Source organism: Shinella sp. H4-D48, assembly GCF_022637395.1.
GTDB classification, from domain to species: Bacteria; Pseudomonadota; Alphaproteobacteria; order Rhizobiales; family Rhizobiaceae; genus Shinella; species Shinella sedimenti.
Genome location: NZ_CP093337.1, coordinates 2,856,394 through 2,876,388, shown reverse-complemented (window position 1 = coordinate 2,876,388; position 19,995 = coordinate 2,856,394). Strand labels below are relative to the sequence as shown.

At 62.0% G+C, this 19,995-nt stretch carries 19 protein-coding genes; 13 read left to right on the top strand and 6 right to left on the bottom strand.

Translation table 11 applies throughout. The features are described from left to right. Positions 1-75 precede the first annotated feature (75 nt). From flhA to MNR02_RS14090, 6 genes are all read left to right on the top strand, one after another. Positions 76-2,163, top strand: coding sequence for a flagellar biosynthesis protein FlhA (flhA, locus tag MNR02_RS14115; protein WP_241600486.1), 2,088 nt, complete (start codon positions 76-78; stop codon positions 2,161-2,163). Next, entirely contained in the window at positions 2,160-2,912 is a 753-nt protein-coding gene (fliR, locus tag MNR02_RS14110) for a flagellar biosynthetic protein FliR (protein WP_241600488.1), read from the top strand. Before flhA ends, fliR begins: the two co-directional genes overlap by 4 nt. After that, complete coding sequence (locus tag MNR02_RS14105; RefSeq protein ID WP_241600490.1) at positions 2,912-3,310, top strand: hypothetical protein; 399 nt, start codon at positions 2,912-2,914, stop codon at positions 3,308-3,310. Before fliR ends, MNR02_RS14105 begins: the two co-directional genes overlap by 1 nt. 269 nt (positions 3,311-3,579) lie before the next feature. Next, complete coding sequence (locus tag MNR02_RS14100) at positions 3,580-4,131, top strand: rod-binding protein (protein WP_241947236.1); 552 nt, start codon at positions 3,580-3,582, stop codon at positions 4,129-4,131. Between the two features lie 15 nt (positions 4,132-4,146). Beyond that, positions 4,147-4,515, top strand: a complete 369-nt coding sequence (locus MNR02_RS14095; RefSeq protein ID WP_241600494.1) for a hypothetical protein — start codon at positions 4,147-4,149, stop codon at positions 4,513-4,515. Then, positions 4,512-5,042, top strand: coding sequence for a hypothetical protein (locus MNR02_RS14090; protein WP_241600496.1), 531 nt, complete (start codon positions 4,512-4,514; stop codon positions 5,040-5,042). Before MNR02_RS14095 ends, MNR02_RS14090 begins: the two co-directional genes overlap by 4 nt. Positions 5,043-5,078: 36 nt before the next feature. Here MNR02_RS14090 and MNR02_RS14085 read toward each other — a convergent pair whose 3' ends face one another. Both MNR02_RS14085 and MNR02_RS14080 read right to left on the bottom strand, forming a co-directional pair. Continuing rightward, the gene (locus tag MNR02_RS14085; RefSeq protein ID WP_241947235.1) at positions 5,079-5,978 is read right to left on the bottom strand and encodes a WecB/TagA/CpsF family glycosyltransferase; all 900 of its coding nucleotides are present in this window, start codon (positions 5,976-5,978) and stop codon (positions 5,079-5,081) included. Positions 5,979-6,070: 92 nt separating this feature from the next. Next, a complete protein-coding gene (locus MNR02_RS14080) occupies positions 6,071-6,229 on the bottom strand; it encodes a hypothetical protein (protein ID WP_241947234.1) in 159 nt (52 codons plus the stop codon). A 120-nt stretch (positions 6,230-6,349) separates the two neighbouring features. Here MNR02_RS14080 and folD point away from each other — a divergent pair, with 120 nt between their 5' ends. Next, positions 6,350-7,249 (top strand): bifunctional methylenetetrahydrofolate dehydrogenase/methenyltetrahydrofolate cyclohydrolase FolD, encoded by a 900-nt coding sequence (gene folD, locus MNR02_RS14075; protein ID WP_241947233.1) that lies wholly within the window; start codon positions 6,350-6,352, stop codon positions 7,247-7,249. A gap of 50 nt (positions 7,250-7,299) precedes the next feature. On the opposite strand, the gene MNR02_RS14070 is transcribed toward folD, so the two are convergent. Further along, on the bottom strand, positions 7,300-8,328 hold the full coding sequence (locus MNR02_RS14070) for a substrate-binding domain-containing protein (protein WP_241947232.1): 1,029 nt from the start codon (positions 8,326-8,328) through the stop codon (positions 7,300-7,302). A 320-nt stretch (positions 8,329-8,648) separates the two neighbouring features. Here MNR02_RS14070 and MNR02_RS14065 point away from each other — a divergent pair, with 320 nt between their 5' ends. The 6 genes from MNR02_RS14065 to MNR02_RS14040 all read left to right on the top strand — a co-directional run bounded on the left by MNR02_RS14065 (position 8,649) and on the right by MNR02_RS14040 (position 15,680). Next, the gene (locus MNR02_RS14065) at positions 8,649-9,989 is read left to right on the top strand and encodes an ABC transporter substrate-binding protein (protein ID WP_371746753.1); all 1,341 of its coding nucleotides are present in this window, start codon (positions 8,649-8,651) and stop codon (positions 9,987-9,989) included. Between the two features lie 137 nt (positions 9,990-10,126). Continuing rightward, on the top strand, positions 10,127-11,134 hold the full coding sequence (locus tag MNR02_RS14060) for a carbohydrate ABC transporter permease (protein WP_241600510.1): 1,008 nt from the start codon (positions 10,127-10,129) through the stop codon (positions 11,132-11,134). A gap of 1 nt (position 11,135) precedes the next feature. Continuing rightward, entirely contained in the window at positions 11,136-12,281 is a 1,146-nt protein-coding gene (locus tag MNR02_RS14055) for a carbohydrate ABC transporter permease (RefSeq protein WP_241600512.1), read from the top strand. A gap of 79 nt (positions 12,282-12,360) precedes the next feature. Further along, positions 12,361-14,013 (top strand): alpha-glucosidase, encoded by a 1,653-nt coding sequence (locus MNR02_RS14050; protein ID WP_241947230.1) that lies wholly within the window; start codon positions 12,361-12,363, stop codon positions 14,011-14,013. A 29-nt stretch (positions 14,014-14,042) separates the two neighbouring features. Continuing rightward, positions 14,043-15,134 (top strand): ABC transporter ATP-binding protein, encoded by a 1,092-nt coding sequence (locus MNR02_RS14045; protein ID WP_241600515.1) that lies wholly within the window; start codon positions 14,043-14,045, stop codon positions 15,132-15,134. A gap of 132 nt (positions 15,135-15,266) precedes the next feature. Next, positions 15,267-15,680, top strand: coding sequence for a hypothetical protein (locus tag MNR02_RS14040; RefSeq protein ID WP_241947229.1), 414 nt, complete (start codon positions 15,267-15,269; stop codon positions 15,678-15,680). A gap of 55 nt (positions 15,681-15,735) precedes the next feature. On the opposite strand, the gene edd is transcribed toward MNR02_RS14040, so the two are convergent. The 3 genes from edd to zwf all read right to left on the bottom strand — a co-directional run bounded on the left by edd (position 15,736) and on the right by zwf (position 19,905). After that, entirely contained in the window at positions 15,736-17,556 is a 1,821-nt protein-coding gene (edd, locus tag MNR02_RS14035; protein WP_241600519.1) for a phosphogluconate dehydratase, read from the bottom strand. A gap of 168 nt (positions 17,557-17,724) precedes the next feature. Further along, a complete protein-coding gene (gene pgl / locus MNR02_RS14030) occupies positions 17,725-18,423 on the bottom strand; it encodes a 6-phosphogluconolactonase (RefSeq protein WP_241947228.1) in 699 nt (232 codons plus the stop codon). A gap of 9 nt (positions 18,424-18,432) precedes the next feature. Continuing rightward, positions 18,433-19,905: a glucose-6-phosphate dehydrogenase gene (gene zwf, locus MNR02_RS14025; RefSeq protein ID WP_241600523.1), complete on the bottom strand. Its 1,473-nt coding sequence runs from the start codon at positions 19,903-19,905 to the stop codon at positions 18,433-18,435. Positions 19,906-19,995: the final 90 nt, after the last annotated feature.

The following is a 19,995-nucleotide window of genomic DNA, read 5'->3' as shown; positions in this document are numbered from 1 at the left end:
TGTACGTCTGACGGCGAAAATGGGCGACGCGTGTGACGCGGCGCAGCCTCTCATGACGAGACGGGATTCTTTCAGATGGCGCAAGTACCGGCAATCAGCATTCCGAAGGTCAGCCCCAGAGGCCGCGATATCGCCTTCGCCGTCGGCATCCTGACGATCCTGTCGATTCTCTTCCTGCCCATCCCGGTCTTCATGATCGATGTCGGGCTGGCCTTCTCCATCGCCTTTTCCGTGCTGATCCTCATGGTCTCGCTGTGGATTCAGCGCCCGCTCGATTTCTCGTCCTTCCCGACGGTCCTGCTGATCGCGACGATGATCCGTCTGGCGCTCAATATCGCCACGACTCGTGTCATTCTTTCCCATGGCAATGAAGGCCATGACGCCGCCGGCGGCGTGATCGCGGGCTTTGCCAGCCTCGTCATGTCCGGCGACTTCGTCATCGGTCTCATCGTCTTCATGATCCTGATCGTGGTGAACTTCATCGTCATCACCAAGGGTGCGACGCGTATCGCCGAAGTCGGCGCCCGCTTCACCCTCGATGCCATTCCCGGCAAGCAGATGTCGATCGACGCCGACCTGTCGGCAGGTCTGATCGACGAGAAGCAGGCGCAGCTGCGACGGCGGGAACTGGAAGAGGAGAGCTCCTTCTTCGGTTCGATGGACGGTGCGTCGAAGTTCGTGCGCGGCGACGCTATCGCCGGCCTTCTGATTACGTCCATCAACGTCTTCGGCGGCATCATCATCGGCTATTTCCGCCACGGAATGGAGCTTTCCGAAGCGGCCGACGTTTTCGTGAAGCTTTCGGTCGGCGACGGTCTCGTCTCGCAGATCCCCGCCCTGATCGTATCGCTCGCAGCCGGCCTGATCGTGTCACGCGGAGGCACCGCAGGTTCCACGGACCAGGCGGTCATCAACCAGCTGTCCGGCTATCCACGCGCGCTGCTCGTCGCTTCCTCGCTCATGTTCCTGCTCGCAATCATTCCCGGTCTGCCCTTCCTTCCTTTCACGGCGCTGGGCGGTGTGATGGCCTTCGGCAGCTGGGTCATCCCGCGCCGTATCGAGGAAGAGAACCGGGTCAAGCGCGAAGCGGAGGCCCAGCAGGTTCAGGCGACGCGAGACCAGGAAAAGGATTCGGTCAAGTCTGTGCTGAAGACCGCCGAAATCGAGCTGCTTCTCGGCAAGCAGGTTTCCACGCGCCTTCTCGGCGCGCACCAGGAACTGGCTTTCCGCGTGGGCAAGATGCGAAAGAAGTTCGCCGGTCAGTACGGTTTCGTGGTGCCCGAGATCAAGGTTTCGGACGACATCGCCATTCCCGACAAGTCCTATCAGATCCGTATCCACGGCACGACGATCGCCTCCAACATCGTGCGCGTCGGCGAAGTGCTTGTCGTCACCGGCGGCGGCCGCAAGCCGAGCGTGCCGGGCGACGATATCCGCGAGCCCGCGTTCGGCATGCCGGCGGTATCGATCCTCGAGACCTTTGCCGATGACCTGCGCCGCGAGGGTTTCCATCCCATCGACAACGTGTCGGTCGTTCTCACGCACCTTTCCGAGGTCATCCGCAACAACCTGCCGCAGCTTCTCTCCTACAAGGACGTGAAGGTGCTGATCGAACGGCTTGATCCGGAATATCGCAAGCTCGCCGACGAGATCTGCTCCTCGCACATGTCCTATTCCGGCCTCCAGGCCGTGCTGAAGCTGCTGCTCGCCGAGCGCGTTTCCATCCGCAACCTGCATCTCATTCTGGAAGCCGTGGCCGAACTTGCCCCGCATGTCCGCAAGACCGAGCAGATCGTCGAGCATGTGCGCATCCGCATGTCGCAGCAGATCTGCGGCGACCTTGCGGAAAACGGCGTTCTGCCGGTGCTGCGCCTCGGCAACAAGTGGGACATGGTCTTCCATCAGGCGCTCAAGCGCGACACGAAGGGCGAAATCGTCGAATTCGACATCGACCCGCGCCAGCTCGAGGAGTTTTCCGAGCAGGCCACCCGGGTTATCCGCGAGTTTCTCGACCGCGGAACGCCCTTTGTACTGGTCACGTCGCCCGAATCCCGCTCTTATGTGCGCATGATCATCGAGCGCCTCTTCGCCACATTGCCGGTTCTCTCGCATGTCGAGCTTGCCAAGGGCATCGAGATCAAGATTCTCGGCTCCATTTCATGATCACGGACCCGCAGGGCACGGTGCTGGCGCTGTTCGCCGCCTTCTGCCGTGTCGGCGGGTGCTTCATGCTGCTGCCAGGGTTTTCCTCGGCGCGTATCTCCATGCAGATCCGCCTCTTCATTGCGGTGGCCGTTTCCATGGCGATCCTGCCGATCATGTGGGACACGATCTACCCGCGCGCCTCAGGATCGCTCGACGCCTATCTGAAACTCATCGTTTTCGAGACGCTGACAGGCGTGGTGATCGGCCTCATCGCCCGATACTACGTGCTCGGCCTGCAGTTCGCCGGCACGGTGCTGACGATGATGATAGGCTTCAATGCGCCGCCGACGCAGGACGTGCTGGAAGACGCAGCCGAAAACCAGCTGACCAACCTGCTCTCCTTCGCGGGCCTGCTCATCCTGTTCCTGCTTGATTTCCATCACGTCGTGGTACGGGCGCTGGTCGATTCCTATAACGTCATGCCGCTTGGCGCTGGCTTCAATCCGCAGAGCGCGCTGATCACGCTCACCGATACGCTGTCGCAGACTTTCATGATCATGCTGCGGCTCGCGAGCCCCTTCATTCTGTATGGTCTGGTCTTCAACGTCTCGATCGGCCTCATCAACAAGCTGGCGCCGCAGATTCCGATCTACTTCATCTCGCTGCCCTATCTCATCATCGGCGGCATGCTTCTCCTCTATTTCGGCGTCTCCTCGCTGCTGCAGATCTTCGTGGCCGGTTTCATGCCGGTGTTTCAGGGGGGGTGATGGCGCAGAACCGCTCCGACAAGCTGAAGCGTCTGGTGACCGTGCAGCGCCATCTCGAGAAGATGGCGGAGATCGACCTTGCCACCACGACCAGCCAGCGCCGTGAGATCGCCGAGACGATGGATGCGGTGGTCGATGCGATAAACTCGCTCAATCCGGTGCACCGCACCTTCTCGCGTCACTATTCCGGCCACTACAACAAGCTCCAGCAGCAGGACCAGATGCTGTCGAACGTGCAGCAGATGCACGAAATGCGGGTGGTGCGCGAGCGCACCAAGGGCGACCGGATGGAAGACCGCATGAAGGAGGCGCGCGAGGCCGAGGATCGCGTGGCGGCCGACGATTCGATCTACGATCTCATCGACCAGCACCTTGCCTATAAAGGCGAGCAGAGCTGACGCTCACAAGTCACTGTAAATAAGAATGATTTACCGCCGTCTCATCAAGCTTGCGCGAAAGTGGAGGGCGCAGGCGTCGACGTCACGGCTTCGTCATCCGGCACCAGCCTCCCGTAAGGTTGAGCAGCGATAGTCGCATCAGGACGATGAAGAGGTTCGCCGATGCTGCCGTGATACGGCGCGGGCGCCTGTCCGGTATGGTCAAGAAGCCGGTGAACCGCCATGAGGACGGGATCGGCAGTTGAGGATCACCCGAAAGGTTCTGAGACGTGGCAATTTCACCCCCCAGTGATCTGGTGCTCGATGTCGTGCGCGCGGCCGATCCGACGCAGGTCCAGGAAGCGCAGGCCAAGCTGAAGTCCAACCGCGCCGCCTTCGAGGCGACGAGCCTTGCCGAAGCCGGAGCCGGCTTCCAGGCCGCCGTCGGCATTCTCAACCGCGATTCGGTTGCGAGCCAGGCGGCGAAGGGTGTCGATGCAGTCGGCAGCAAGGCCGTTCCGGAGCATCTGCGCAAGTTCGAGACGATGGTGCTGCAGAACTTCGTGAAGTCGATGATGCCCGAAGAAAGTGAAGAGATTTACGGCAAGGGTACGGCCGGCGAGATGTGGCGCGGCATGATGGCCGACCAGCTCGGCGAAGCGCTTGCCAAGGGCGGCGGCATCGGGCTGGCCGAAAGCCTTGCCCGCAAGAGCGGTGTCACCTCGCATCCCAGGGACACGAACGATACCGACCGGATCGCCGCAAGCATGGTTCAGTCCATGCAGCGTCAGGCGTTTGCCGACCTGACGCCCGGCATCAAGGAAGACGACAAGAAAGCATAAGCGGAGAGCAAGACAATGGAACAGGCGAATAACGAACTGCGCATCCGCACCGTTCTCGGCAGGCTCGAGACGATCATCGATAACGAGAACGACAATATCGGCACCGATCCCCATTTCGACCTGTCGACCTCGAATGCGCACAAGAGCCGCTGCCTCTACGAACTGGCCATGCTGTCGCGCGACGTCCGGCCCGACGAGGTGCCGCAGACCTTCTCGCGCGAACTTGGCCGCATGCGCGAGAAGCTCGCCACCAATGCGCAGCGCGTTTCGGCCCATCTCGAGGCCGTGCGTGAGGTCGTCAGTATCCTGAAGAATGCCGTGCAGGATCTCGAGGCCGACGGCACCTACTCGCAGGAACAGTTCCGCCTGGGTTACGGTACATGATCAAGCTCGTCGGCACAGGCGTCTGGGTGCTTCTCATCACACTCGCCTCGGTCTATTTCTCGCTGAAGATGGCATCGGCCCCCAAGGTCGATACGGCCGCGGCGGAGCACGAAGCGGCGATGGAATTCGTCACCGGCTATACGACCACCATTCCGGTGATCGGTGAGGGCGGCGTGAGTGGCTATTTCCTGACGAAACTTGCCTACAAGGCGAACAAGGATCTGGCGGCCAAGCAGGTCGTGCCGCTGCCGGAGATGATCACGGACGAACTCTACACGCTGCTTGTCGGCAAGAAGATGATCGACGTGGCGGATGCCGGGCGCTTCGATCTCGATGCTTTCCGCGGCGTCGTCAAGGAGGGGCTCAATCGCCGTTTTGGCGCTGACGTCATTGAGGAGGTCTATGTCGAGCAGATCGATTATCTGACGACCGCCGCAGTGCAGGATCCCACGCCCAAGCGCGGCGAAACCCTGGTCAAGGGCGAGGTCCCGGTCGTCGCGCCGGCGGAAAAGAGCGGCGGTCACTGAACCGACCTTGGAAAGTGCTTCTATATGGCCGGCCGCTCAGAGCGAGCCGGCCTTTGCCATTTCCGGCCTCGTGCGTCCGGTCTTCGTGCCGGAGAACTTGTAGCGCAGCAGATGATAGAGGAACAGCGGATTGACCGGTCCGCTATCCCGCATGCGTGAAGCACTCCGCAAGGGAAGGGAGAGCCAGTCCAGCCCGAACTTTCGTGTCGAGGGACGCGCGGACTGAGTTTCACCACACAGTGTCTCGAAAAGGTGCCCGACACCCACAACAAGCCTGGCATGACCGGGGCCGACATGTTGGTCGATCCATTTTTCCTGGGCCGGTCTGTCCATCGAAACGAGGAGGATGTCGGCGTTCGCGGCGCCTACGCGCGCCATGATCGCGTCCGATTGTCCGAGATCGAAGGTATCGTCGGCGATCGGCAGGATGCTATGCCACGGCGCATGGCGGCTGAGCATTTCGGCCGCCTTCTTCAAGGTGGCCGCATGCCCACCCACCAGCGCGATACGCATGGGCTTTGCGATATAGGTGAGCAGGGCCGGTACGAAATCCGCGCCGGTCAGCCGTGCGCGAAAGCGCTGGCCATGCAGCAGCCGGGCGGCGAGATCGATCCCCCGGTCCTCCGGCAGCACAGTCTGGCGCGACAGTACTGCGCGATAATCCGCATCGCGCATCATGAGATTGGCGTTGTCGGTATTGGCGAAGACAATGATGCTTTGCCCGAACGGCATCGTGGCCCGCTCCTCGGCAAAAGCGAGAGCATCGGCCCATCCGAAATCGCAGATGTCGAGGCCGAGAACATCGCGCCGCGCTGGAACGACGGTGCCGGGAACCGGGTTGCTGCGAACGCGGCCTTGCCGGGATGCGCGCGCGACAGAAGCCTTGCGGCTCGCCGGGCTTTGGCGGTCAGCGGAACGAATACGGTCGGGCGTCATACTCTTGTCTCAGGGCTCGCATTGATCGCCGTCATGTAGCAACTCTGCCTGAAAGGCCGTTTAAGGAATTCGTGAAAAGGCCGTCTCGCTTTTTAACGCTTCATAAACCCTTTTCTTAATGCCTTGATAAATAAGCAGATTGGTCGATGGTCTGTCTTCTCTATCCTCGTCGTCTCCTGTTTCTCGGTCAGAATGACAGGACGGAATGCGACATTCTGCACGCCGGGAAAATGCATTTCCTTGTCTGTCATCTCAGCTTTCCGGCACGCGGCGCTTGAATTTATGTGTTTTCGACAGCATAGGGCGTTAAAAGGCCATCGCACGGTGCCGGCGCGCCGTTAGGGTGCGTGCATCATTGCAGGGAGAGAAACGTGACAACCATTATCGATGGGAAGCAGGTTGCCGCTTCCGTGATTGACGCCGTGAAGTCTGCGACCGCTGCTCTTCAGGCAGAGACGGGCATCAAGCCTGGCCTTGCCGTCATCATCGTCGGTGACGACCCGGCAAGCCATGCCTATGTCTCTTCCAAAAGCCGCATGGCCAAGGAGTGCGGCTTCAATTCAATCCAGCACACGCTGCCGGAAGAAACGACGCAGGAAGAGCTTGCTCGTCTCGTCGAGACGCTGAATGCGGACGAAAGCATCCACGGCATCCTCGTACAATTGCCGTTGCCCCGGCACCTGAATTCCGATCCGATCATCCAGTCGATCCGGCCGGAAAAAGATGTCGACGGCCTGCATGTCGTCAATGCCGGCAAGGTTGCGACGGGCGATCTCGATGGCGGTCTGGTTTCCTGTACACCCGCGGGCGCGATGGTTTTCGTGCGGCGCGTCCATGGCGACGACCTGTCTGGCCTGAATGCGGTCGTGATCGGTCGCTCCAATCTGTTCGGCAAGCCCATGTCGGCACTGTTGCTCGCCGCCAATGCGACGGTCACGACGGCGCATTCGCGCACGAAGGATCTCGCCGGCGTCTGCCGCAATGCCGATATCCTGGTTGCCGCCGTCGGCCGGCCGGAGATGGTGAAGGCGGACTGGGTGAAGCCGGGTGCGACCGTCATCGACGTCGGCATCAACCGCGTCGCCGCACCCGAAAAGGGCGAAGGCAAGTCCCGTTTGGTCGGCGATGTCGCGTTCGAGGAATGCGCCAAGGTGGCGGGCGTCATCACGCCGGTCCCGGGTGGCGTCGGTCCGATGACCATCGCGATGCTGATGGCCAATACCGTCATCGCCGCCTATCGCAAGGCAGGCAGGACCCCGCCGAAATTCTGATCCGGCAACTAAGACAGGCGCCCGCGGGCGCCTTTTTCATTTCTGCTGCTTTATCTCTCGGCTGGCGCAGGGCCGGTCGAGGCGCGCACGATGAGATCCGTCTTCCAAAGTTCATGCTGGGGCAGTGTTTCCAGCTGGAGGATCTGGGCGATCAGCCGACGGGCAATGCGCTGGCCTGCGGCGCGCAGCGACGAGCGCGTCGTCGTCAGCGGCACCATGAAGTTCTCCGGTTTCAGCATGGGTAGCACGTCGTCATGGGCGATCAGGGAGATATCCGAGCCGATCTTCAGCCCCGCCTGGTTGATGGCCCTGACGGCGCCGAGCGCCAGAACCGTACTGGAACAGAGCACGGCCGTTGGCGGCGCCTCGAGCCGCAGGAAAGCCCGCATGGCGCGAAAACCGTGTTCGTCGGTCATCTGCGCATGATTCACGCATTCGTCGCGCAGGGTAAGGTCATGCTCGGCAAGCGCCCGCACCACGCCTTTCCTGCGCCTGACGGAAAACGCCAGATAGTCCGGGCCATTTATGAGCGCGAAGCGCCGATGGCCAAGTTGCGTAAGCAGGCGGGCGGCATCGTAGAACGCGCCCGTATTGTCGATATCCAGATAGGGATAGTCATCCGGTATGCCGATGGATCGCCCATGCACGATGAACGGCGTTTTTAGCGACTTCATCATGGCGATGCGCGGATCTTTCTCGCGCATATAGGCCAGGAACAACGCATCCACATTGCCGCTCGCCACCAGCCTGCGGCAGGTGGCGACCTCGTCCTCCGGATGGCTCGGATTGATGACGAAATGGAAATCGTGCTTGACCGCCTCGTCACCGAGGCCGGCCAGGAATTCGCCGAAATGCACGTCGGATTCGATACCGTCGGCGGTCGGCATGACAAGGCCGATCGAGCCGGCACGGCCGGTGGCAAGGCGCTGGGCGGCGCGGTTGGGACGGTATCCCGTGTCCCGCACCGCATCGAGCACCCGTTGGCGGGTTTCCGCATTGACCTCCGGATAACCGTTCAGCGCGCGGCTCACGGTTGTCTGGGAGAGGCCCAGCAATTGCGACAATTGCTTGAGATTCACATGCTTAGCTTTCTAGAATAATTCGAAGCGCTTTGGATGCCGTCGGCGTCCTCATGCCTTGCGTCGTCGTGGGCCGCATCTAACATCAGAAGAACAAATGGAAAAAGCGGTTTCGGCCATTTTGCGGCGCAAAATGACGCTGCGCTGCATCAACCTCAGTTTTCATGCGTCGCTTTTCGGGGGGCTTGACGAAAGCGGCGGCGAAGTGGGATGAAAGGAAATCCAAAGCGCTTTGAATTTTGGGCTATTTTAGGAAATGCCAGCCCTGGGAGAGGGCGGTTCTGTTTTGGGAGGCAAATCAGGTGAAAAAGACATTGTTGATGACGGCTGCACTCGCTCTCGTGCTGGCAGGCAGCGCCGTCGCGGCCGATTTGAAGTTCAAGCCCGGCGAGGACGCCAAGTTCAACTGGCAGAGCTTTGAGGACTTCAAGAAGGGCCACGACCTCAAAGGGCAGACGCTCACGATCTTCGGCCCGTGGCGCGGTGAGGACGAAACCCTGTTCAAGGCCGTCTACGCCTATTTCAGCGAGGCGACGGGCGTCGAGGTCAAGTATTCCTCGTCCGAGAACTACGAGCAGCAGATCGTCATCGATACGCAGGCCGGCAGCCCGCCTGACGTTGCGATCCTCCCGCAGCCGGGTCTGATCGCCGACCTTGCCTCCAAGGGCTATCTGACGCCGCTCGGCGACGAAACGCAGAAATGGCTTCTCGACAATTATGCCGCCGGCCAGTCCTGGGTCGATCTTTCGACCTACAAGGGCAAGGACGGCAGTGCCGCGCTTTATGCCTTCCCCTACAAGATCGACGTGAAGTCGCTCGTCTGGTACGTGCCCGAGAATTTCGAGGATGCCGACTACGAAGTGCCCAAGACCATGGAAGACCTGAAGGCGCTGACGGAGAAGATCGTCGCTGACGGCGGTACGCCGTGGTGCATCGGTCTGGGTTCGGGCGGCGCCACCGGCTGGCCGGCGACCGACTGGGTCGAGGACCTGATGCTGCGCACGCAGAGCCCGGAAACCTACGACAAGTGGGTGAAGAACGAGATCCCGTTCAACGACGCCGCGGTCGTCGGCGCGATCGATGAATTCGGCTGGTTCGCCAAGAACGACAAGTTCGTCGATGGCGGTGCCGCTGCCGTCGCCTCCACCGACTTCCGCGACAGCCCGAAAGGCCTCTTCGCCTCGCCGCCCAAGTGCTACCTGCACCACCAGGCGTCGTTCATTCCGTCCTTCTTCCCGGAAGGGACAGTCGTCGGTGAGGATGCGGATTTCTTCTACATGCCGCCCTATGCCAGCAAGCCGGAACTCGGCAATCCCGTGCTCGGCGCCGGCACGCTGGCCATGATCACCAAGGACACCCCGGCCTCGCGCGCCTTCATCGAATTCCTCAAGACGCCTATCGCGCATGAGGTCTGGATGGCGCAGTCGAGCTTCCTGACGCCGTTCAAAGGCGCCAACAAGGAAGCCTATGCCAATGGCCCCATGAAGAAGCAGGGTGAAATCCTGCTGGATTCGACGACCTTCCGTTTCGACGGATCGGACCTGATGCCAGGCAAGATCGGTGCCGGCGCGTTCTGGACCGGCATGGTCGATTTCGTTGGCGGCAAGTCGGCCCCCGACGTTGCCGAAGGCATCCAGAAGGCCTGGGACGCTATCAAGTAAATCCCGGTGAACCGGTCGGCATCCGCCGGCCGGTTTTCAAAAGCATGGAAAGTGCAGCCGGACCTGCGGGTGCTTCGCGAAAGCGCCCGTGGGGACCGAAGTGAACGTCTGGGGAAGGTTCCTGGGGAGGGGTTGCCATGCAGCAGTTGTTATTCGCCATTCTCACGATGGTGGCGGGCGTTTTGGCCTGCGTCGTCTATTTTTTCGGAACGAACTGGCTTCTCGACAAGATCTTCCCCTCCAAGGGGCTGACGGGCCCGCAGGCCTCCAAGAACCTCCGGATCACCAATGCCATCCGGCCATGGCTTTTCATGGCGCCCGCGCTCTTCGCGCTCGGCATATATCTGGTCTATCCCGTCTTCGAATCGGTACGCCTCTCCCTCCACGACCGTTCCGGCCAGCAGTTCGTCGGTCTCAGCAATTTCCGCTGGATGCTGGGTGACGGCGAGTTCCGCCAGTCGATCTTCAACAATTTCCTGTGGCTGCTCGTCGTGCCGGCGCTCTCCACCTTCTTCGGCCTGGTGATTGCCGCGCTGACCGACCGCATCTGGTGGGGTAATATCGCAAAGACTCTGATCTTCATGCCGATGGCGATCTCCTTCGTCGGCGCTGCCGTCATCTGGAAATTCGTCTACGACTATCGCTCGGAAGGGTCCGAGCAGATCGGCATCCTCAACGCCATCGTCGTCGCCATGGGCGGCCAGCCCGAGGCGTGGATGACCATCCCCTTCTGGAACAACTTCTTCCTGATGGTGATCCTGATCTGGATCCAGACCGGCTTTGCCATGGTCATTCTCTCGGCGGCGCTGCGCGGCATCCCGGAGGAAACGATCGAAGCTGCCGTCATCGACGGCGCGAACGGTTTCCAGATCTTCTTCAAGATCATGGTTCCGCAGATCTGGGGCACGATCGCGGTCGTCTGGACGACGATCACCATCCTCGTCCTGAAGGTCTTCGATATCGTGCTGGCGATGACAAACGGCCAGTGGCAGACGCAGGTTCTCGCGAACCTGATGTTCGACTGGATGTTCCGCGGCGGTGGCGATTTCGGCCGCGGTGCGTCCATCGCCGTCGTGATCATGGTCCTCGTCATCCCGATCATGATCTGGAACATCCGCAACGCCACCAAGGAAATGGAGCGCTGAGATGATTGCCACGTCCCGTTCGCCCCTCATCATCGTCGTTCACCTTTCCGTTCTGCTGCTCGTCGCGCTCTGGACGCTGCCGACCGCGGGCCTGCTGATCTCGTCCTTGCGGGACAAGGACCAGCTTGCCGTCTCCGGCTGGTGGACGGCGCTTTCCACCTCCTCGCAGAACCTGACCGGCCGCGCGGCCTCGCCCGAAGCGCAGGTCGAGAAGGATGGCAAGTTCGTGATCACGGGCAATCTCATCGAAGGGGGAACGAGCAAGGTGTCCGCCTTCGGCGTCCGGCCCATGCAGCCAGCGGCGTTCGAGGCCGGCACATCCGCCGATATCGGCGATGGCCAGACCCTGACCGTGAATGAGGACGGCAGCTACGAGATCGTTTCGCCCACGCGGATGGAAGGCACCCGCGGCCAGCGCATCTTCTTTACGGCCGCGGTGCCGCCGCGCTTCACCCTCGACAACTATCGCGAAGTGCTCAATGCCGAAGGCATCGGCGCCTCCTTCATCAATTCGCTGACGGTGGCGATCCCGGCAACGATCATCCCGATCCTCGTCGCGGCCTTCTGTGCCTATGCACTGGCCTGGATGCCCTTCCCGGGGCGCGCGATCCTCATCGCCGTCATCGTCGGCCTGCTCGTTGTGCCCTTACAGATGTCGCTGATCCCGCTACTGAAGCTCTACAATGGCGTCGGCGCCTTCCTCGGGGTGCCTGCAAAGACCTATGTCGGCATATGGCTCGCCCATATGGGCTTCGGCCTGCCGCTCGCGGTCTATCTGCTGCGCAACTACATGGCCGGCCTGCCGCGCGAGATCATGGAGTCGGCCCGAGTTGACGGGGCCAGCGACTTCGACATCTTCGTGAAGATCATCCTGCCGCTGTCCTTCCCGGCACTCGCCTCTTTCGCCATCTTCCAGTTCCTGTGGACCTGGAACGACCTGCTGGTCGCCATGGTCTTCCTCGGTACCGGCAACAACGAGCTGGTGCTGACCGGCCGACTGGTGAATCTGCTCGGCTCGCGCGGCGGTAATTGGGAAATCCTCACGGCCTCGGCCTTCATCACCATCATCGTTCCTCTCATCGTGTTCTTCAGCTTGCAGCGCTACCTCGTGCGCGGCCTGCTGGCGGGATCGGTGAAGGGGGGCTGACAACCATTTCCAGCAATATGCGAACCGGCCGGGCGCTGTCACAGCGTCAGGCCGGCGCGCCCAGACAGGACATATGAGAATGACGACGTCGGGTTCAACGCTTCTCCAGCCGGACAAGGACTGGTGGCGCGGTGCGGTGATCTACCAGATCTATCCGCGTTCCTTTCAGGATACCAATGGTGACGGGATCGGCGATCTTCGGGGCATCACCGAGCGGCTTTCCCATGTCGCATCGCTTGGCGTCGATGCGATCTGGATATCGCCGTTCTTCACTTCGCCCATGCGCGATTTCGGTTACGACGTTTCCGATTACCAGGATGTGGATCCCATCTTCGGCGTACTCTCGGATTTCGATGCGCTGATCGAAGAAGCGCATCGTCTCGATATCCGCGTCATGATCGACCTCGTGCTGTCGCACACTTCCGACAGGCATCCGTGGTTCGTCGAAAGCCGCTCGCGGCGCACGAACCCCAAGGCGGACTGGTATGTCTGGGCGGACTCCCGGCCTGACGGCACGCCGCCGAACAACTGGCTGTCGATCTTCGGCGGTTCAGCCTGGCAGTGGGACCCCACGCGCCTGCAATATTACATGCACAACTTCCTGACCTCGCAGCCGGACCTGAACCTGCACAATCCCGAGGTTCAGGACGCGCTGCTTTCGGTCGCCCGCTTCTGGCTGCAACGCGGTGTCGATGGTTTCCGTCTCGACACGATCAACTTCTACTTCCACGACAAGGAACTGCGCGATAACCCGGCGCTCGCGCCCGAGCGGCGCAATGCGCAGACCGCGCCGGCCGTGAACCCCTACAATTACCAGGAACACATCTACGACAAGAACCAGCCGGAGAACCTGGAATTCCTCAAGCGCTTCCGCGCGCTGATGGAGGAATTCCCCGCGATTGCCGCCGTCGGCGAGGTGGGCGACAGCCAGCGCGGTCTGGAGATCGCCGGTGAATATACGTCGGGCGGCGACAAGATGCACATGTGCTACGCCTTCGAGTTTCTGGCGCCGGAGCCGCTGACCCCGGCCTTCGTGGCCGACACGCAGCATGCGCTGGAAAAGGCGGCCCCCGAAGGATGGGTCTGCTGGGCCTTCTCCAATCACGACGTCGTGCGCCACGTCAGCCGCTGGGGCGCGGGCGTGAACGACCATGAGGCGCATGCCAAGCTGCTGTCGAGCCTGCTGCTTTCGCTGCGTGGCTCCGTCTGCATCTATCAGGGCGAGGAACTGGCGCTGCCGGAAGCGGAGATCGCCTACGAGGATCTTCAGGATCCCTACGGCATCCAGTTCTGGCCCGACTTCAAGGGGCGCGACGGTTGCCGGACGCCGATGGTCTGGGAGAGCAATGACCCGACGGGCGGCTTCAGCGCCGGCAAGCCATGGCTGCCCGTGCCGCCAGCGCATCTGGAGCGTGCGGTCAACCTGCAGGCGGGCGACGATGCCTCGGTGCTTGCGCATTACCGCCGCTTCCTGACTTTCCGCAAGGAGCACGTGCCGCTCGTCAAGGGCGAGATCGAGTTTCAGGTGGCGGAAGGGGCGATCCTCTCTTTCGTGCGCTCGCACGGCAATGAGAAGATTTTCTGCACTTTCAACATGAGCCCGGTCGCGCGCATGGCGGATATTCCCGCCGGCACGCTCGAGGCGCTGGAGGGGCATGGCTTCGCCAGCCTCATGCATGACGACTATATCGAACTTCCGGCCTGGAGCGGGTTCTTTGCCCGCTTTGTGTAACCGGTCAGAAAACCAGGGGAGGTAGAGACATGACAGGGCTGGTGCTCAAGGATATCCGCAAATCCTATGGTGCCGTGGACGTGATCCATGGCATCGATCTCGACATCAAGCAGGGCGAGTTCATCGTTTTCGTCGGCCCGTCCGGCTGCGGAAAGTCGACCCTGCTGCGCATGATCGCCGGTCTGGAGGAAATCACCGGCGGGGACATGATGATCGACGGCGAGCGCGTCAACGATGTTCCGCCGTCGAAGCGCGGCATCGCCATGGTGTTCCAGTCCTACGCGCTCTACCCCCATATGACCGTTTACGACAACATGGCCTTCGGCATGCGGATCGCAGGCGAAAGCAAGGAGGAGATCGATCGCCGCGTGCGTGAGGCTGCAGATATCCTCCAGCTCACCACCTATCTCGACCGCCTGCCCAAGGCGCTTTCGGGCGGCCAGCGCCAGCGCGTGGCCATCGGTCGCGCCATATGCCGCAACCCGAAAGTCTTCCTCTTCGACGAGCCGCTGTCCAACCTCGATGCGGCGCTGCGTGTCGCGACCCGCATCGAGATCGCCAAGCTCAACGAGCAGATGGCCGATACGACCATGATCTATGTGACGCACGATCAGGTGGAGGCCATGACGCTCGCCGACCGCATCGTCGTACTGTCCGCCGGGCGTATCGAGCAGGTCGGGCCGCCGCTCGAACTATACGAGCGCCCCGCCAATCTCTTCGTCGCCCGTTTCATCGGCTCGCCTGCCATGAATGTCATTCCTGCGAAGATCACCTCTGCCGGCGCGGCCACCGCGCTGGAGCTGACCGGCGGGCGTACCGTCACCGTCGATATCGCGACGGCAGCATCCGAGGTGGGGACGTCCGCGAGCTTCGGCGTGCGCCCGGAAGACCTTCAGATCTCGACCGGCGACGATTTCCTTTTCGCCGGCACGGTGTCGATCGTCGAAGCGCTCGGCGAAGTCACGCTGCTCTATATCGAGGGCCTGGTGCAGGGCGAGCCGATCATCGCCAAGATCCCCGGCATCCTCGACGTCAAGCGCGGCGATACGATCCGCTTCACGGCAGACAGGACGAAGCTGCATCTCTTCAATGCCGCGGGGCAGAGCTACAGGTCTCTTTGAGAGACGGCGTCTGCTGAAAAAAGGCGTCGGACACCGTGTGGAATGGCAGGATTTAGGCCTGCCGTTCAATACGATGTTAAGCCTTGCGATCGTAGCATTTCCCAGTAATGCAGGGCCGGGGCTAGCAGTCTGATGGGATTTTACGGTGACGTATCGCGGGGAAGCTACCTGAACAAGGAAGAGTCCTTCATGTATGATCGGGAAAAAACGTTCCCGATGGAGGACACCTGCAACGAGGCCCGCATCGAATTCACGGAGACCGGCGGCCTCGTCAACCTCGTCTCCCGCCGTGGTGTGATCATCAAGCTGTCGCGCAGCGGCGCCGTGATCACGATGACGACGAAGTTCCAGCTCCCGCGCAATTTCTACCTTGATATCGTCAGCGCCCGCATCCCGATGATCGGCTGCCTGACGCAGCGCGTATACCCTAACGACATCGTGGAAGCCCGCTTCCTGCGACTGCTCTCCGAAAAGGACCTGCAGCGCATCTTCGTCTATTCCACGCACCGCAACCACCAGAACCGGACGCTGGATATCTACGGCTGACTTTATGGGCGTTCGCCCCTCATCGGGCAGCAGGATGAGGGGCCGCTTCCTCGCCTTACGCGAACAGCACACTCGCTCCATGGTCCGCCGGGCCGGCAATCGCGCGGAACGGAGCGAAGAGTTCGCGACCCATGCCGAATTCGTTGCCGGAAAGATCGGCCGCCGCCTGCGGGCGGGCGGCGAATTCGGCGGCATCCACGAGAACCTCGATCGTGCCGTGTGCGGCATCGAGACGGATGAGGTCGCCATCGCGGATGCGGCCGATCGCGCCGTTGTCCACGGCCTCAGGGGTCACATGGATGGCGGCCGGGACCTTGCCGGATGCGCCGGACATGCGTCCGTCGGTGAGCAGTGCGACGCGCTGGCCACGGTCCTGCAGGATGCCGAGCACCGTCGTCAGCTTGTGAAGTTCCGGCATGCCGTTTGCCTTCGGGCCCTGAAAGCGCACGACGGCGATGAAATCGCCCGTGAGTTCGCCGGCCTTGAAGGCTGCGTTCAGGTCCAGCTGGTCGTGGAAGACCTTGGCCGGCGCCTCGATGACGTGACGCTCTGGCTTTACAGCGGAGATCTTGATGACGGCATTGCCGATATTGCCGGTGAGCATCTTCAGGCCGCCGGTCGGCTGGAAGGGTGTCTCGATACTGGCAAGCACCTTCGGGTCGTGGCTGACCTTCGGCGAGGGCTCGCGCAGGACGGTGCCGTTGGCGCCGAGCCGGGCATCGACCGTATAGGCGTTGAGGCCCTGACCGTAGACGGTGCGCACATCGTCATGCAGCAGGCCGTGCTTCAGGAGTTCCTGGATCAGGAAGCCCATGCCGCCGGCTGCGTGGAAATGGTTCACGTCCGCAAGGCCGTTCGGATAGACGCGGGCGAGCAGCGGAACGACATCCGACAGCTCTGAAATATCTTCCCAGGTCAAGAGGATGCCGGCGGCGCGCGCCATGGCGAGGAGGTGCAGCGTATGGTTGGTCGAACCGCCCGTGGCATGCAGCCCGACAACGCCGTTGACGATGGAGCGCTCGTCGATCATCTCGCCTGCCGGCGTGAATTCGTTGCCCTGCGCGGTAATCGCCAGCGCCCGCTTGGCGGCTTCCTTGGTCAGGGCGTCGCGCAGCGGCGTGCCCGGGTTGATAAAGGAGGCGCCCGGCATGTGGAAGCCCATGATCTCCATCAGCATCTGGTTGGAGTTTGCCGTGCCGTAGAAGGTGCAGGTGCCGGGACCGTGATAGGATTTGGATTCGGCCTCCAGCAGTTCCGCGCGGCCGGCCTTGCCCTCGGCAAAGAGCTGGCGCACCCGCGCCTTCTCGTCGTTCGGCAGGCCGGAGGTCATGGGCCCGGCGGGAATAAAGACCGCGGGCAGGTGGCCGAAGGTCAGCGCGGCAATGGTGAGACCCGGCACGATCTTGTCGCACACGCCGAGATAGACGACCGAATCGAACATGTTGTGCGACAGGCCCACGCCCGCCGCCATCGCGATGAGATCGCGCGAGAACAGCGAGAGTTCCATGCCCGGCTGGCCCTGGGTGACACCGTCGCACATGGCCGGCACGCCGCCGGCCACCTGCGCCACGCCGCCCGCTTCCCGAGCAGCCTCGCGGATCAGTGCCGGGTAGGTCTCGAACGGCTGGTGCGCCGAGAGCATGTCGTTGTAGGAGGTGATGATGCCGAGGTTGGGAACGCGGTCGCCTGCGAGCGCGTCCTTCTCGGCGGGGGAACAGACGGCGAAGCCGTGCGCAAGGTTGCCGCAGGAGAGCGCCGAGCGGTGCACGCCGCTGGCAGCTGCAGCACGCACGCGGCCAAGATAAGGTTCGCGGTGCGGCTTGGAGCGTTCGACGATACGGGCGGTGATGGCTTCAATGCGCTTGTCGGCGGACATGGGATTATCCTGACTTCCTCGATTGCATTTTTACACGGCTGGGCGAGCGCGAAAGCTGCCACGATCCGCGGTTCAATGGCGCCATGCGCCGGGCATGTTCGGCTTCAGCCGGCTGAGTGCGCTCCAGAGCATTGAAAGCCGAAGAAATCTCCGGCGTGGGGCAATGCTCTAGGGCGCCCAGTAGATATCGACCGGCGTTGCCGCGCGCCGTAGAACGGCGCGGATCGGCATGTCGGTTTCCGGCCCGTCACTTTCGGCGGCGGCAAGGACGTCCTTCTTGCCCTGGCCCTCGATATGAAGCACCAGAAGACGGGCATCCTGAAGGCTGGCGAAGGTGAAGGTGAGGCGGGTTTCGCCGGCACCTTCCGCTTCCATCGTGATGACGCCGCGTGGCGTTTCGGCCGAGATTGCGTTGGCGAGATTGTTGCCGCCGGGGAAGAACGACGCGGTATGACCATCCGTTCCCATGCCGAGAATGACAACATCGAACGGCACGCCAAGCGCTTCGGCGTCTCGCGAGACGATTTTGGCGGCCTCGTCGGCGCTTTCGGCCGCACGGTACAGCGGCAGGAAATTCGCTGCTTGTGCCTTGCCCTGAAGCAGGTTCTCGGCGACGAGCAGATGGTTTGAGCGCGGATTGTCGGCCGGTACGAACCGCTCGTCGACAAGCGTGATCGTCACCTTCGCCCAATCGATGCCCCGCGTCGAAAGCGATTTGAAGAAGGCTTTCGGCGTGGAGCCGCCCGATACCGCGATGGTGGCCTTTCCACGGGCGGCCACGGCATCGGCAAGGGCTGCAGATACGCGATCCGCCAGACCTTCGGCCAGCGCCGCACCGTCCTTGAATTCATGCAGTCTCGCGCTCATCGGCCTTCCTTACGTTTCATGCCAGGTGCGGCCGTCGCGCTCGATGAGGGCGATGGCCTGGCTGGGTCCCCAGGTGCCGGCCGTGTAGCCCTGAACCTGCTGGCCGGTCGCTTCCCAGGCCTTGAGGATCGGATCGACCCAGCGCCATGCGGCCTCGACTTCGTCGCGGCGCATGAAGAGCGTCTGGTTGTTCCTGATCACGTCGAGCAGCAGGCGCTCATAGGCGTCGGCATTACGGGCGTCGAAGGCCTGCGCGAAGCTCATGTCGAGCGAGACGTTGCGCAGGCGCATGCCGCCCGGGCCCGGATCCTTGATCATCAGTGACTGCTTGACGCCTTCGTCGGGCTGCAGACGGATGATGAGCTGGTTCGCTTCGATACGGCCGGCCGAGGGGTCGAAGATCGAATGCGGAATCGGCTTGAAGGTGATGACGATCTCGGACATGCGCGCGGCAAGACGCTTGCCCGTGCGGATATAGAAGGGAACGCCCGCCCAGCGCCAGTTGCCGATCTCGGCCTTGATGGCGACGAAGGTTTCCGTGTTGGAAACGCCGCCGTCGAGTTCCTCGAGATAGCCCTTGACCGGGCCGCCGGCGGACGCGCCGGCGCGGTACTGGCCACGCACCGTGAGGCGTTCGACATTGTACTGATCGATGGGCTTGAGGGCTCGCAGAACCTTGAGCTTCTCGTCGCGCACGGCTTCCGCATCCATGGAGGAAGGAACTTCCATGGCCACGAGGCAGAGCAGCTGAAGGATATGGTTCTGCACCATATCGCGTAGCGCACCAGCCTTGTCATAGTAGCCGGCGCGGCTTTCCAGCCCGACGGACTCGGCAACGGTGATCTGCACATGGTCGATATGCGCGGAGTTCCACAGCGGCTCGTAGAGCGCGTTGGCGAAGCGCAGCGCCATCAGGTTCTGCACCGTCTCCTTGCCAAGATAGTGGTCGATGCGGAAGATCTGCTCTTCGCGGAATACCTTGCCGATTGTGTTGTTCAGCTCGTCCGCCGACGCGAGGTCACGGCCGATCGGCTTCTCGACGACGATCCGCGTCTGCTTGGTGATGAGCTTGTGATCGCGGATCTTCTCGGAGATGTCGCCGAAGATCCCCGGAGCGACGGCCAGGTAGAAAGCGCGCACACGCTCCTTGCCCTCGTCGAGCAGCTCCTTCAGCTTGTCCCAACCTGCATCGGACTTGGCGTCGACCGACACGTAGAACAGGCGATCGCAGAAGATCTTGACCTGCTCGTCCTCGAATTCGCCGGGCTTCAGGTGCTCCTTCAGCGCATCCACGGCGAACTTGCGGTATTCCGCATCCGTGAAGGCCGTCCGCGACGCGCCGATGATGCGTGTCGGGTCGGAAAGCTGGCCGGCGAGCTGCCGGTGATAGAGGGCCGGAAGGAGCTTGCGTTCCGCAAGATCGCCGGTTCCGCCGAAGACGACATAGTCAAAGGGCTCAACGGGAATGATCTGGCTGCTCATCGGATATCTCGATCTGTTCTATTGGCGGGTGTTATAATCTAATCGATTTAAAAACGCCAGCGTACCACGCAACAAAATCGACGCTTCGAC